Raw genomic sequence first — 14,625 nt, 5'->3', positions numbered from 1 at the left:
TCTATCTTCATTTTCTTTCTAGCGATTGCTTTAAATTCTTAATAATCTCCTCATGTACTTCTTTTGAAATAGAACGCACGTTGCGGCCGTATATTTTACTATCGGTAAGTAATACTAAACCACCTTCTTTACTCATCCGGTTTTGCGCCTGTTCTATATATTTAATAGCCATTTCCGGTTTACCCAAAAATAATTGCTTGTCGCTAGCGGGATTATTTGCAATTCTTGCCTTCTCGATATTCAGTATCTCTGCTTGCGAGATATACAGAACTTGCATGTTTTTAACGGCATATCTGCTACCGACAAAAAAGAATATGCTTAGCAGCGCGATAAAAGAGATGAATATCAATAACATTATTTTTCTATTTTTTTGCATTAGCTTTTGCCTTAATCAAATTGTCAATTGCTTGTTCCATAGGTATGCCGGCAGCTTCTTGATTGTTCAAAAAGTTAAAGTCATTGCTTTCCGTTGAAAATACCGCCGCACTAAAGGGGTCTAATATTAACCTACCGACAACGTCAATTCCCGATGAAGAGAGTAGCATTTCAGAATATTTTCCGTTCTCGAATAATAAGGACTTAAGTAGCGGTACTTTTTCTTTAAATTCAGAGTGCAATTCAAAATCGGCAAGAGAATTAGGCGGCAATATTATTTTCCAAGCACTATTTTCAAAAATAGCTCTGCGGTGATTATTATTATTCTGAGTCTCTCCGGCAGTTTGCAAGTCGGCAAAACACTGGGTACAAACAACTAAGCTTCCGCCGTAACGCCGTAAGTTTCTAGCAATAGCCGCTAAGAACCCGGCGCAATGCTCTAGTAGCATCCATGCTTCATCAACGATAATCATGAATTTCTGTGATCTATCACCGGTTAAGAATTGACTGGTTATTTGCATCAGCAGCGTCTGCAGGATGATAGCTATGAGCTTTGGTTGATCTTTAACATGCTCAAACTCAAAAATAGTAATAGATTTATTAAAGTTGGCAGGTTTCTCGCCTGAGAAATATTTACCGAATACTCCCTCTCTAGTGTAAGAAAATAGACTAGTTGCAAATTGCTCTAATAATTCCGATTTAGATTCTTTTAAAAAAGCAACAAAACCTTGCAAGTCTAGTTTAAAGTTGCTCGAGATTACCGCATCTTTAAGAGCTTTTTCTAAACTCGCCGTTTCAAATTCACCTTCCGCTCCGCACATAATGCTAAGTAACTCCTTAGCGCAGACTACTAATTGGTTAAACTCGGTCTCAATCATATTAGGCTTTAGACCGACAAAAGGATTAATGGTAAAACTAGATAATACTCCAAACTCTATAATCTCACCGCCGAGTAGCTTAGCAAGCGGTGCATAGCTAGCTCCGATATCAAGAATGAACATTCTGGTATTAGCTGCAAGCATCGTATCGGCAAGACATTGCAAGAATACCGATTTACCGACCCCGCTTGGCCCGACTACGTTAATGTTGAAATTACCCGCTCCTATTCTATGGTAGGGATTCCAGTTAAATAATTGACCGCGCCTACCGATAAAAGGTACTCCCGATAACGGCACGCCGTACCATTCTGCGTGGATCGGCAGTTTTGCTACTACCTCTGACGACAATACCGGTTGTACCAATTTTTTAAGCTTCAGTTCCGACCAGAAATTAGCCGCGTGCATAGGTAAAACCCCGAGTATTGCCTCTAAATGAAAATAATCTAAACTGCTTAAGTAAAAGTCTTGCCCATTATATTGAGTAATGATTTCTGCACATACATCGTCTATATTATCCTCTTTTGCGCTTGCAACTAAAATCCATGAATCACTTAAGATGTTATCTTCGGTGGCTAAACGTCTGATAATCTCCCTCCACTCTGAGGCTTCGGCATGAAGAGCCTTGTCATGGCGAGCGTAAGGACGCTCTGCCGCGTCTATTATTCTTTTTCCACGAGCCGTAAAAGCTTTTTTACTTTTGTGGTCGTTGCTAATCGTATAACTAATTAAAAACCTTGCCGGCAGCGGAGATTTTTCAGAATTACCTAGTAAATTAATGTTTTGTAATAATGACCAGAATGTAGGCATACCTGTAACGCTAAATGCTCGGTGGGCAACATCGGTCTTAGTATTAACAAAGCTACGTTTTTTGCTCTGGTAATAATTGCCGCTAGACAAACATTGATTATTAATTAAATCCAGCGGCGCGGTAGATTTGTAGTTCGCACGTATGCCGGGTTCAAACTCAAGTATTTCCCTGCAAATTCTGATTAAAGTTTCAGTATTACCGATTCTCGGTTGCAATTTTAAACTACCGAGTTTACTCATTAATGTTTTGCGAAAGTTTTGCAAATCCGCCAACGACGCTTCATTGCAATTTCTGTAAATAGTGCTATAGGACACAAAGAGCTTAAAGACTCTCGGTAAACGCTTACCGCTACTATAGAAATCCGCGGCCTTCTTGCGCAAATATTCTTGTCTCTCCTTGGTCATTCTTTGCAAGATAGGATCAGGAGCGGTGCGCCCGTTACCCCAAAACCTCAAAAAATCCTCAATATCGGAGCTTGCCAACAAGAAAAACTGCAAAAAGCCGCCGGCAGGTAGCTCTTTAGCAAAAAACTGATTAAGGTTTTTTACCACCGAATCGTTAACACCGACTAATGGACAAATCTCTAATAAAAAACCTGCCGCAGAGTTTGCTAGCAAAAAGCTCTCGGTTTTTGGATCAAAATATCTGTAACTTAAATAATCTTTTAAGCTTTCAGCCCCGTTTAGATTATTTTCAAATAATGCCTTCTTTGATCGCTCAAAAGTCTCGCAATCGGTTCGCTCAAAACCGATTATGCTAGCCGCTTTATTTGCAAAATCCTCATAAAGATTTTTCATTTATTTTTACTCGCTTAAAAATGTAAATTGTGGTCATCGTCTAAACTCTCCTCCGGTTCGTCTTGGTAGTTAACCGCTCTATCTTGCTGTTTTAGCTTAAGAATCTCGTTAGCATTCCTTGAAGAGCAAGTTTTACCGCGACATTTTTTATCCTTATTTTTATCTTTATAAGCCTCCTCGATTTGTCCCGAATCAATTTGCTTGTCAACCTCATGCAGCATAGTGCAGCCGAGTCCTCTAGCATCACCGCACTTGAACTTAGCGGGATAGGTTGAACAAGATGCAATACTCAAGCTAGCCATTAGCATTATCATTGTTTGGCCTAATCTTTTTGTTATACTCATTGCCCCGTCCTCTCCGCATTAATTACTTCCTCAATATCAACTGAGCCGATCTCAACCGACTTAGTAAAGACTACGTCTACTTTTGTACCGCCCGGTACTAAAATGACGGGAGAGATATTCTCGGCTAACCTAATATGGTAATCCGCTAATTTTTCGGCAGCAGAGCTTGTGCCGCTAAGTAGACCGTCTTTCGCCACATCCTTCATGCCCTGCTTTTTAGTACTAACTGCGCCGAGAGCAGTAATCTCAAGTCCGTTTTGTCCCTTAGCGGTATTGCTAAATCCGCTAAGCACGCCGCCTATAACGGCATTTTTTAAATGTTTGTCGGACATCGAAACTACAGAACCGCGAATGCCGTTTGCTCCGTCATCTCCGTATATAACACCCGATACTTTCGTACTAATAATAAGACAGGCCTCTTTATCCTCGCAAACAAGCTCTTCGGCTCTGATAATCGCCCTCTCCGATGATATATCGCCGTAAGAACTCGCAAGTAGTCGGCAATTAGCTATATCAACGGCAAAATCTTTAGGTAGATTGCCTCTACTGGTTAGTTTGATTATTACGGGTATCGGTGAGGTGGCAGAATTGACCGAAGTAGAAACAGCAATACCCCCTAGCAAATGACCGCTGACATAGCTTGTTGCCGGAATATAATTAAAGGAAGATACCGGCGGTTTGGTAACGAGTTTGGTATTTATTGCGGTTATGCCAAGCTCTGCCGCTAACCTCTCGTTACCGTTTTCAGGGGTAAGCGAAGCTATATCCTGCTGAATATTCTGATTATCTACTTTTAAACGATCTATCTCGTTTAAAGCATAAGAAAGACGTGATTTTAGCTCATCAAGCTCAGTATTTACTTCTTCCTTGCTAGCTTCTTGGCTTTTAGCAACGGCGTTTTTCAATAATTCAATTTGCTGCTGCCTTGTTTTACCTTCCGTTTCAATCGATTCCTCGAGGAAGTTCTGCCATTTAATGTCCGCCTTAGTTGCGTCCGTTCCAAGCTCTATCTTTGTATGTTTTGCGGCAATAATGCTATCATCGGTAATATTTCCGTCATCTAAACCGTTTTTAGGTTTATCGTTTGACGCTATAAATAATAACAATACGATAAAGCTAATTATTACTAGAACCGCCACTAATCCTAAGTTAAACCATTTTTTTAAAGTGATTTCTTTTTTACTTAGAGGTTTGTCCGTACCGATAAAATAGCCGTTTATTTTTTCCAGTAAGTTTTCAAAGTATTTTTTTAAATCTCCCATTATTTCCCCGCCACTTTCTGTACTACCAGTACGGTTATTGTTGTCGATGGTTCAATAGTCGATAAGTTTGGATAGAAGCTTTTGACGTTGTCAAAGCTCCTTGCAAAAATAGATACATCTAAGGTAATCGGATTTTTAGTCGGATTTGTAATTTCAAATACTCCGCCGGCCAGATTTTTATATTTATAAATCTTGCTCTGCTCCACTTTCAAGATGCCGATACTCTTAAGTTTTTGTTGTTTGGTGTTTTGTACGTAAAACTTACCTTGCACATTATCTTTCATTGCCCTTAGCATCTCTGCTATATCGCTTTTCTCTATACGCTCTAATTTCAAGTTGGTTTTGCCGTCTATAATAATCGATTTTCCTTTTATATCCGATACTTGTAGCTCTAAATCCTGAGTGATGCCGGCATTATTTCTGATGCTAATTTCTACGTTTTCACCGATCGTGATAAGCGGCATAAAATATATATTCGTGCCGTCCTCATCGTATTTAAGACGAAATTTACTATCATCTCCCGTCACTTGCGTGATTTTATAAGGCGGATTAGATATACGGTTTAAACCGGATTTAGATATTTTTATCTGTAGCGGCTCATTAGGTTGAGCTTGATAAGTTTCACCGCTTGCAATATGTGCATAGAGAAAAAGACCGGAGTATATTATTTGTTTTAATATTTTATGCGTAGCTTTATCCATATTCAAACACCAGCTTCCGTTGATTTATCTTGTTCTTCGTCTTTATTCTTATCATTGCTCTCTTTGGCTTTCGGTTTAACTTGGGTAAATTCCTTTAATTTTAAATGGCCGCCTACATAGTCAAAAGACAGCAAATATTTAAGCGTGTTTTGCTCAAAACCCCTCTTGCCGAAAGTACTAGTCAGCAAGCCCTCTATAACGACCTGTAGGTTTTTAGCATCTACCTGAATTTGTTTCGGCGCAAAGAACGTTGATAAGCCGAATTTCTTATGCTCGTCTTCTCTACCGGCAAAATAGCTTTGCAACGATTTAAGGCTTTGTTCGGATCTTGTACTTGTATTTTTTAGGATAATATTTTTCTTGAGGGAAATAGTATCGGCGGTTAAATCAAGCAGTGCAGAGGCAAAAAGTAATGCGGTTTCTTCTAGGTAACTTTGTGAAACGATTGACCCTTCAACCGCCAAATCTTTAGTAATACCTGGCACCATGATAATACGCTCGGTGGTACTAGATATTTTGGCAACCAACAGAAAATTGCTAATTACGGCAAGTAAGGTGCAGCCGGCAAAAAAGTTGCGCTGGCGTATTATGCTAATGTTTTGCAACCGATCTTCAGTATTGACTTCCATTTATGTTCCTTTAAAAAAAATTCTTCACTGACGAGCTAGGTAATTGTGTTTTTGATAATTTCGGGAAATACCAATGTATTAAACGCTGCGCCTTACCGTCATGTAATGCCTTGGATAAAAAATCACCAACAAAATAGCCTGGAATAGCCCCGCCTACGCTCCACATAAAGCCGAAAAACATCATTGACACAAGGCAGCCGACCAGTCCGCAAATAACTCCGAGCAGGGGCATGCCGTAAATTTTTACTTCCGCCCGCAGCGGTTGCCAAATTCTTGTTTGCATAAGACAAACCTAACCTAAATGTAAAACCGTTTGCGCCAGCTTTACCGCAGCAGCAGTACCTAAAGCACCGACACCGAAAGCTATGCCTTTTTGATACATATCCTGACCTCTTACTAAAAAAGTAGTAGCACCGCCGACTGCAAAAGCGATAAAGCCCAAATTTTCATTAACTAACGTATATATCGGCACTATCAAATTTGCTTTAATATCTGCAACTTTAAACCAATCTGCTTGTGCTGGTGCAATAAAGCCGACTATGCAAATAGTGCCGATATATAAAGCAAGTCCGAGATTTCTTGTTAAAAACCTAGATGGTTTTGTCCGTGTTTGTAGTTTTGTCATTGTTACTCTCTTATATTTAAGTTTAATTACTTACCGATTTTTTCTTTCAGATACTCAACATTTACACACGGATATCTATATTCTTTGGTCTAATGAGCGGTGTTTTAGGGTTAATCACTCCTTAACTAAGCTCGGAATTTATAACAGGCGGGTCAGAGTGTTTTTCCATTCGATAAAGAAATAAAAAATAGAAAACCATAAACACTACCGCTAGAACGATAAAAAACAGGTTTGCTTTCATTCTCGCTCCCCTTTAAATAGAGCTACGGTTAGTTGATGCAGCTCATCGATTTCATCTCGCAATAACTCGAAAGAGGTTCTAGTAGATTTTAGCCCCGCTATTAGCAAATCATTTGACTCTAAACTTGCAGAACTCTGCTCGATGTATGCCTTAATATCTTCTTCTTGTTGTTCTAGCTTAGAATCTATAGCCTCCAGCTTGTTTAATATAAGACTTAGGGATTCTTTGATCTCGCTCGTTGCATGGTTCACAATAATTACCTCTAAATAATAAAACCTATTTATATAAAGTGGATATTTGTACTATATAATAAGTTGTGCTATAGTAACTAAATATAAATTACTTGTAAAGAACTATTTTTATCTATATAATATACGTTATAACTTACTAAATATAATTATATAGCAGCGATGTTTAAAAATGAGTTTGTGGATTGATTTTTAAATGAGGTGATGTAATATGTGGCTACTAAACTAATCTTAAATTAAGTTATATATGGCCAGTTTACAGTTAAAGCTTTCAGAGTTAATGACCCAAAAAAATGTGACTATTTCAGATATTGAAAAAACAACGGGATTAAATAAAAACACTATTAATAGTATTTTGACAGGTGCATCAAAAAATCCTACCGCTAATACTCTGCGCGCTATTGCTAAGGCTTTAGATGTTTCTTTAGAATTTATCTTGTCTGATGAAGAAATGAATATTGACGGTTTAAATAAAGATCAAATGAAGATATTTAGTGAGGTGACGTCTGCTACTATTAATATTATTATAGATAAAGAGTTAAGTTTTACGATTGATAAATTAAATGCTCTAATCAAAGAAATATATCAGTATTCCGTTAAAATTAATCCACCGTATATTGATGACAGATTTATTAATTGGATCGTGGATAAACATAATAAATCTTAGTTTTCTTTAGCCCACAAATCCATATCATACTGCTTGCAATATTTAAACATAGCAATAGTATTAGGATGGTCTATACCAAATTCTTTAACTTGCGGCTTACCGAATATTTTATAATTATACAAGTCCTTTGCTTTACAAGCCGCTTTAGCTCCTTGTGTATATAAATAGCTCACATGAGCGACATTCTTACTTCTGTCTCTATATAAATAAAAATATATGACTTGAGCTTTTTTATAAGATTCTATTGCCTGTTTAAGATTATCTTTTGCAAAGAGAATATCGCCTTGTACCACATAACTAGCGGCTAAGTCAGTATCTTCAGAGTAATCAGCTTCTTTTGGATTCCTCCGCTCATCGGCTAAAAATATTGCTGTAGCTTTTGTAACATGATTTAGAGCTTTATCTGTCTCTCCTAGCCCCAACTCACTTCTTGCCATTTGTGTATAAATACGACCGAATACCTCGTGGTCTTCTCTTTTTACCGGCTTATGCATTTCATATAATTGTTGAGCTTGCGTATATGCTTCATGATATTTACCTAACCAATTAAGCGCTTCGGTTCTTAACATATAAGTTACGGTCATAAATAAATCATTAGGTGACAATCCATACTTTATTGAGCACTCTTTATCTTTATCGGAATGTTCGAGAGCTTCTATATATTTACCTTGCATGAGATACATCACTGATTTAGCATAATATAATACCGCTATATCTGCTTCATCTACACCTTGACTAAGTAATTTTTCCATTTTATCAATAGCAACTTTTGCTGATTCAATATTTCCTAATAAAGATTGTGTCTCTGCTACATGAGAAGTAAGATTATATTTTAAATTAATACGTTCGTTTAATCCATCAAGTATTTCTAATGCTCTAGTAAAATACCCTATCGCTACTTCGAAGTGAGCTAGAATAACCTGATTATAAACTCCTATTAAACCTAAATAGGCCGCATAATTTCCCTTATGAGCTTTGCTCATGAGAAGTAAATTAAATTTGCTATTTTTTTCTTGTTCTTCAAACCAGTCTATAAATTGCTCGCAACCATATTTGTTTTGCGTGTTTACATACACTACTAAAAGATTTTTTCTTAATTCCATTACGGAATATATATCAATTTTATATTTTTCTGCATTTCTTAAAATAATTTCTAAATTTTCGGGGATAGTGCTTTCCGTTCTTAAAATATGTCCGTTTTGAGTTCCTGCTCCTTTAGTAGAACTATTGATTTTTAAAACAATATCTTCTAATAATGCTTTATTATTTTCCTGATTTATTTCTAATATTTTTTGCGCTATTATGTCGTGCATCTCAAAAATAGGATTATCCTCATTAGCGTTTACATTAACAATCAACATAAATTTAGATAATTGATAAATATCATCTTCAATAGTGCTAGGATCATCGGTAACTAGCCCTAGCAATTGTTTTGAAAATCTTTGATTATTGATCAAAGCGATTTTTCCCAATAATTTAACGGCACTAGGTTTTAATTCTTTAATAGCTAACGTAATATTTAATTTGATCTTATCTGCCGATTGATAAATTTTCTTTTTATACTCTTCTTTATTTAATCCTTTAATTTTATTTAATAATTGCGCTCCTTGAACTATGAGTACAGGATAACCGCTAAAAGCTTTTGCTAAAAAATCAACATCATCTTTATCTTTACTTTCTAGTAAATTGCTAGCCAAGATAATTGCATCTTCGTTGTTAAAAGTAGTCATTTCTATAGGATGAGGTAATATTTCACTATCTTGTGAGCAAAATATTACATTTCCGTTATTCTCCCAATCCATTATATCTTGAACTTTTTTATTTTCATTAATCTTTAGATTATCAAATACTAGTAACCACTTATCTTGATGAGATAAGTAATCCATTACTTCTTTTTTAGCTAGCTCAGCGTCTTCCGATATATTAGCTTTACTATTCTTATTAAGCTGTTTAGCCAGTTTTACAAATTCTTGGTTTAAATTAAGATTACAATCAACAAACCATATCAAATTATATTTCTCTTTGTTTTCATAGGCGTATATTCTGACAAGTTGAGTTTTACCTATACCGCTAGTACCGACTATACTTACTTTTCTATATTTGCTTAAACTACTATTAAGAGAGTTAAGTTGTTTAACATGATCCACAAAATAACTAACCGGTATAATCAAATTAGATATTTGTCCGTTAGCAAATGAATTATTATGCATAATTAGTAATATTATTGTTACTAGGAATTTAATCATTTCTTCTTCTCGGTAAAAGATGATAGAAAAATTACATTATTTTCTGCTGTCATTTGCTGATTATTTTTCTGTTTTGTTTGCAAAATCTCTATAATGTTAAACTCATCATAACTTAGATTACAGTCAAATCCGTTAATTCTGAGTATGTTAAAGACTTGATTTATATTCAACAAAAAAGGATTAGCATGTGTCTTAAAAAAATAATTCGACATTTTTAACAGTTCTTTTTCTTTGGTGATAGGAAAACCGTCATACTCAAAACGTAGTCGTATAACTCTTTCTATATTATCGATAACTAATCTGATACTATGTTTAGCGATAGGCGATTGCTTATTTATTACAAAAATTAAGTAACTAATTAAGCTATAAATAATTTGGTGTAACGAAGCTTTAGAAGCAAAATAAACCTCTTTTACTTTGCTTGTGATTTTTACCGATATATTTTCGTCTTCCTGATTAAATCTATCATTAAATAAGTCAATTAATTGCGCAACATTAATTTCCTCTATTTTATTTTCTTGATACAAGATTATAGAGCAAGGTATTTTATCACCGGAATTTTTTAACCTGCAATCCTTGATCGCATTCTCCTGACTATCACAATCATCATCAACTAAAGCTAGTTTATTAGCTTCCAAAGCAAGTAAACAATTAATTTCTAAATCTTTTTGTTTGTTAAAATTAAGATTCCAAATTTTATTCATTAAGGAATCCTTACATCCTTTTAATTCTTCACCGTGATTAAATTTAAGTTGATCTAATTCTTCTTTATATTTGTTTTGATACTGTAACGTATATTCTTTATTAAAGCTCTTAAACAAAATCTTAGACAAAACATATAATATCAAAATATTAACTAGAGCAAATAAAGTTACTATCCAAAGTGGTTTTTTAATATCTGCTTCTACTTTATTCCAGTATAATTTATCAATTGCAAGGCTAATACTAAACTGATTACGGTCATTAAGATGGTAGATTTTTTCTATTTGATAATTCTGGATTTTAATATTTGAATAAAGAAATTTTTTATTTAATTCTATTTTGTAGTAAATGAACTCAGGTATATATTGATCTATCAACGCTCCAAAACGAAAAAGATTGTAATTGATGCATTTATCACTACATATCTCAAGATCATTGGCGTTAGTGTTGATTGAAATATTTTGACTTTGAAGATTGCCTGATAATTGTCCTATTAAGGAATTGATTTTATTCGCGCTAACTTTTACTATTTTATTATAGTAATCCTGTAAAATTTCTGCCTTTTTTATCTCGGCCTTATCTTGATAAGATTGATATAAAAGCATTATACAAGCACCATAAATAATAACGATAAAAGCAAGTATTTTATATACATTGTGTTTTAACCTATCTAGATACGACAAACTTCGTTCTTGCATAAATCAATTATAAAAATCCCTTGCATTTTATAATAGCTATTCAACCTTATGTTGTAAATTTTTAAAAATACTAGATAAAGCCGTATCTATTTTAACAAACTCTCTTGTAGATTGTTGTGTTTGTTGATTATTTTTATCATCGTAAACAAGATGCTTACTTGATGATAGTAATAAATTACCGTAACTTGAAGCAGCAATTTGACTTTGAAAAGCACTACCTTTATCGGTCTTCAAAGTCATAACAAACTCTCCATCCTTATTAATCTCAAGTTCCTTTAACTTTACAAAATATTTTTTCCCAGTGATAGTTTCTAATTTGATAGAATCGTCATTATCGCTAGGTATTACTTTCAGATATTTTTGTTGCTCGGGAATATGCGACAAATTAGTGTTAATGCAATTACTATGTTCCTCAATTTCTGGATAATCATAATCAAGCAGGTGACTCTCCTTATCGTTAACAAGATTAAAGGAAAAAGAGTCATCTAATGCTAGACCCTTAGATAGATAAGTACTTTGTCGATACTCTCTCTCCTCTAATCCTAATTCTAACGGTACGTTAGTAGATGAATAAACATCGATACCACTAATACTAGACGTATTTTCTTCTAACGTAGCAGGTATATTAACTCCATCGGTAATTTTACCTATTAAATCACACCGGCCGCCCAATAAATTATTAACATCGGATTCCAATGCCTTAGCCTCGTGAGACAACACTCCGGATTCTTGATATTTCCGTCTGTAAGCATTAAACTCGTACTGCAAGACTTCGGCTTTAGCTAGTTCTAGAGGAACTTGCCACGTTCCCCCTACTATTTTCTTCCAAGCCACCGATAAAGCAGCATCTATCTCTTTTTCCCTAGAGACGTAGCCAAGCTTGGTAGGCTTCCAAGTTGCAGCATGGTGAATTATCTGTTTAGCTAGCTCATGTTTACTAAGACTTGCCGCATATCCGTTAGCTAATCCTTTAGAAACAATGGAATAAGCAAACTTTCTAGCTTTATCGGCTTTATCTTTCGGTAGTAATTTAAGTTTTTCTCGAATCAGCTCCGAGTGGATATTAAATTCTCTGTCCTTAGCAGTACATTCTTTGTTGTTACTAACATTTCCATCAGACTCATCCTTAGTAAATCTCTTTAAAAAATTATTAAAAAGAACTTTGGGCGTAGCTCCTAAGTTACTTTTAATATCTTTAATTTTTGATATAAGGTCTTTATTTAATAGTAGTCCGGATTTGGCGACATGAGGGTCAGATTTGATTCCATCATTTTTTTCCTCTTTATCATCTAAGACTTTGATATAAGAGGCAGTAAGCAAAGTTTTAGACTCAGCAGCTAAAAAGTTAACATCTTCTAACTCAGAAGATTCTTTCGTGTTATCGTCTACCTTTCCAACCGCTTCTACATCTAATTCTGTCATTACAGAATCAATATATGATTCATCGCAGGGAACGTGCGGCAGTGACGTAATAGCATTTATATTACCGTTACAATTAACAACATCACTACAGTCATTATTATTACTATCGACAATTATCGATTTTAAAACGTCAGATTGCTCTAGATTTAAATTAAGTTTAATACCCCCTAGTATTAAACAATCTTCAATTATTTTATGATCAACGTTATTTTCAATTGCGACTAACTCATCTTTTGTGTTTTTTGGTTTTAAGTTAGAGCGATTTTTGACTTTTTCTAACTCTGAAATACATTCATCAGGTAGTGATAGAGTTATCTTCCATAAAGACTGATCTTGCCTTTCTTGCACCATACAATCATCATTATCACCATACTTTTTTCTAATGTAAATATTTTGTGTTTTAATAAAACCGAGCTTTTCTAAAGCTCTAATAGATTTAGATATATTCTTGATATTACAAGAATATAGATCTGCGAGCTCTTTGTAAGAAGTGATAAAAGAAAAACTAGAATCATCGTTGTAACTATATTTACCTACATTAAAATCTTCTTTTGCCAAAAGCATATAGTTTTTATAACATCTAGTATAAAAACCCAGCCACATAATTTTTTGCCTAGAATTTGTATATTCATTAGAACTAATGATCTTAAGGAGGTCATAATTAAGTTTAATAAATAGCTTGGTTCTATCTAAATAAGCTCTTTTGCACTCAGTTAAAGGATTATAAATAGGATGATCCCCCACTCTATCCGGAAACTTTTCATTTAAATGATTAAATACTGAATTAGGAAGAGTGGGAATAATTAGGTTGCGTTTATTGCGACCTATCTCATCTGTGTCTTTGCTGATAATAAAATAACCTTTCTTTACTAAGCTTCGCTGCATTGTAAAAACTAAAGACCTAGAACATCCAAGACGCTCAGCCCAGTCCTCGCTCGGTAGGGCGCAATATCTAGATTCTCCTTTATTTTTACTGATAAGAGACAGACTGTCGGCTAGTAAGTAATAGAGTTTTTCATGATTGGTAAGGTTAGTAGTTGTAAGGATGTGTTCAAATACGCAGCCGGTGATTGGAGTATAGGATTTGGTCTCTGTAAGAGATGAAAATGTAGTGTGGTTAGAATTAGTATGAGCGTTAAAGTTGAAAGATAAGCGACTATCTACGGTAAACGGTTGAGAATTACTCTCAAACAGTGATAAATTTTGCATTTTTTACTCCATGAATGGAGCTAAAAAACCAAAGAATACTTGACTTTTTAGATAGAATAGTTTATACTACAGGTATAAGTGAAATCCGCCAAGATACATCTTATAATATAAAAAAAACTAAAATTTTTAAGGGTGTTAAGTTCTTCGTGTTCTTAGCGCCTTTTTTTATTATTTTAATTAATTTTTGAATATTACCTTTTATCCGATGTATTGTCTATATATTTTTTATAGAATACAGACAGTTGGTCGGGAAATTCAATATTACGTTCATGAAATATATTTATAAGCTTTAAAACAATTGAATGATCTTGTGGATTTATAAAATCTGTATTTTGTAACTGCTCTGCTCTGGTTATTATTCCTTTATCAACATTAATAATATTAGCTAGCTCAGTTTGATTAATATTTAATATATATCTTGCGGCTCTTAACTGAAATCTAGTAAGTCCAACATTGTATTTTTGGATTTTATCTATTATTTCTGGGTTAATATGATAACGTATGACGTATTCGTTAGGAAAAAAAATATTGTGATGTTCAAAAAATTCTAAGAGTGCTGCACTGTGTTTGTATAAAAAATCACGCGTTTTACCAAGCTCTGTTTTGCTTATAGTAGCTTTACTTACTTTTAATATTTTTGCAATGTCTCTGACACCAAGATTTAGGACGTGTCTTGCTGCTCGTAATTGTATGTATGTTATATATTTTGTCATTAAATTTTTTGTACTATAAATTAATATCAAAGTTTTTTATTTAAGTAAGATTCTATATAA

Annotated in this window: 14 protein-coding genes; 1 reads left to right on the top strand and 13 read right to left on the bottom strand. The window is 34.4% G+C overall.

What is annotated here, in order from left to right; translation table 11 throughout:
* Nucleotides 1–7: 7 nt before the first annotated feature.
* From Trichorick_RS07535 to Trichorick_RS07495, 9 genes are all read right to left on the bottom strand, one after another.
* Nucleotides 8–376: a hypothetical protein gene (locus Trichorick_RS07535; protein ID WP_323739060.1), complete on the bottom strand. Its 369-nt coding sequence runs from the start codon at nt 374–376 to the stop codon at nt 8–10.
* On the bottom strand, nt 363–2,858 hold the full coding sequence (locus Trichorick_RS07530; RefSeq protein WP_323739059.1) for a TraC family protein: 2,496 nt from the start codon (nt 2,856–2,858) through the stop codon (nt 363–365). Before Trichorick_RS07530 ends, Trichorick_RS07535 begins: the two co-directional genes overlap by 14 nt.
* A gap of 14 nt (nt 2,859–2,872) precedes the next feature.
* Nucleotides 2,873–3,202: a hypothetical protein gene (locus tag Trichorick_RS07525; protein ID WP_323739058.1), complete on the bottom strand. Its 330-nt coding sequence runs from the start codon at nt 3,200–3,202 to the stop codon at nt 2,873–2,875.
* The gene (locus Trichorick_RS07520) at nt 3,199–4,464 is read right to left on the bottom strand and encodes a TraB/VirB10 family protein (RefSeq protein ID WP_323739057.1); all 1,266 of its coding nucleotides are present in this window, start codon (nt 4,462–4,464) and stop codon (nt 3,199–3,201) included. The genes Trichorick_RS07525 and Trichorick_RS07520 overlap by 4 nt, the downstream gene beginning before the upstream one ends.
* Nucleotides 4,464–5,165 carry a TraK domain-containing protein gene (locus Trichorick_RS07515; protein WP_323739056.1) on the bottom strand — a complete coding sequence of 234 codons (702 nt, stop codon included), beginning with the start codon at nt 5,163–5,165 and terminating at the stop codon, nt 4,464–4,466. The genes Trichorick_RS07520 and Trichorick_RS07515 overlap by 1 nt, the downstream gene beginning before the upstream one ends.
* Nucleotides 5,166–5,167: 2 nt before the next feature.
* Entirely contained in the window at nt 5,168–5,794 is a 627-nt protein-coding gene (locus Trichorick_RS07510) for a TraE/TraK family type IV conjugative transfer system protein (protein WP_323739055.1), read from the bottom strand.
* 10 nt (nt 5,795–5,804) lie between these two features.
* A complete protein-coding gene (locus Trichorick_RS07505; protein WP_323739054.1) occupies nt 5,805–6,077 on the bottom strand; it encodes a hypothetical protein in 273 nt (90 codons plus the stop codon).
* A 9-nt stretch (nt 6,078–6,086) separates the two neighbouring features.
* Nucleotides 6,087–6,419 carry a hypothetical protein gene (locus Trichorick_RS07500; RefSeq protein ID WP_323739053.1) on the bottom strand — a complete coding sequence of 111 codons (333 nt, stop codon included), beginning with the start codon at nt 6,417–6,419 and terminating at the stop codon, nt 6,087–6,089.
* 237 nt (nt 6,420–6,656) lie between these two features.
* Nucleotides 6,657–6,911, bottom strand: coding sequence for a hypothetical protein (locus Trichorick_RS07495; protein WP_323739052.1), 255 nt, complete (start codon nt 6,909–6,911; stop codon nt 6,657–6,659).
* 244 nt (nt 6,912–7,155) lie between these two features.
* Between Trichorick_RS07495 and Trichorick_RS07490 the strand changes: the two genes are divergently transcribed.
* The gene (locus tag Trichorick_RS07490; protein ID WP_323739051.1) at nt 7,156–7,575 is read left to right on the top strand and encodes a helix-turn-helix domain-containing protein; all 420 of its coding nucleotides are present in this window, start codon (nt 7,156–7,158) and stop codon (nt 7,573–7,575) included.
* On the opposite strand, the gene Trichorick_RS07485 is transcribed toward Trichorick_RS07490, so the two are convergent.
* From Trichorick_RS07485 to Trichorick_RS07470, 4 genes are all read right to left on the bottom strand, one after another.
* Entirely contained in the window at nt 7,572–9,821 is a 2,250-nt protein-coding gene (locus tag Trichorick_RS07485; RefSeq protein WP_323739050.1) for a tetratricopeptide repeat protein, read from the bottom strand. The two genes, Trichorick_RS07490 and Trichorick_RS07485, sit on opposite strands and share 4 nt — an antisense overlap.
* Nucleotides 9,818–11,221: a hypothetical protein gene (locus tag Trichorick_RS07480; protein ID WP_323739049.1), complete on the bottom strand. Its 1,404-nt coding sequence runs from the start codon at nt 11,219–11,221 to the stop codon at nt 9,818–9,820. The genes Trichorick_RS07485 and Trichorick_RS07480 overlap by 4 nt, the downstream gene beginning before the upstream one ends.
* 36 nt (nt 11,222–11,257) lie before the next feature.
* A complete protein-coding gene (locus Trichorick_RS07475; RefSeq protein ID WP_323739048.1) occupies nt 11,258–13,852 on the bottom strand; it encodes a hypothetical protein in 2,595 nt (864 codons plus the stop codon).
* Between the two features lie 191 nt (nt 13,853–14,043).
* Nucleotides 14,044–14,565: a hypothetical protein gene (locus Trichorick_RS07470; protein ID WP_323739047.1), complete on the bottom strand. Its 522-nt coding sequence runs from the start codon at nt 14,563–14,565 to the stop codon at nt 14,044–14,046.
* Nucleotides 14,566–14,625: the final 60 nt, after the last annotated feature.

Origin of the sequence: Candidatus Trichorickettsia mobilis, from assembly GCF_034366785.1 — a bacterium.
GTDB classification, from domain to species: Bacteria; Pseudomonadota; Alphaproteobacteria; order Rickettsiales; family Rickettsiaceae; genus Trichorickettsia; species Trichorickettsia mobilis_A.
Note: the sequence above shows the minus strand (reverse complement) of the source record. Positions and strands in the feature narration are given on the sequence as shown.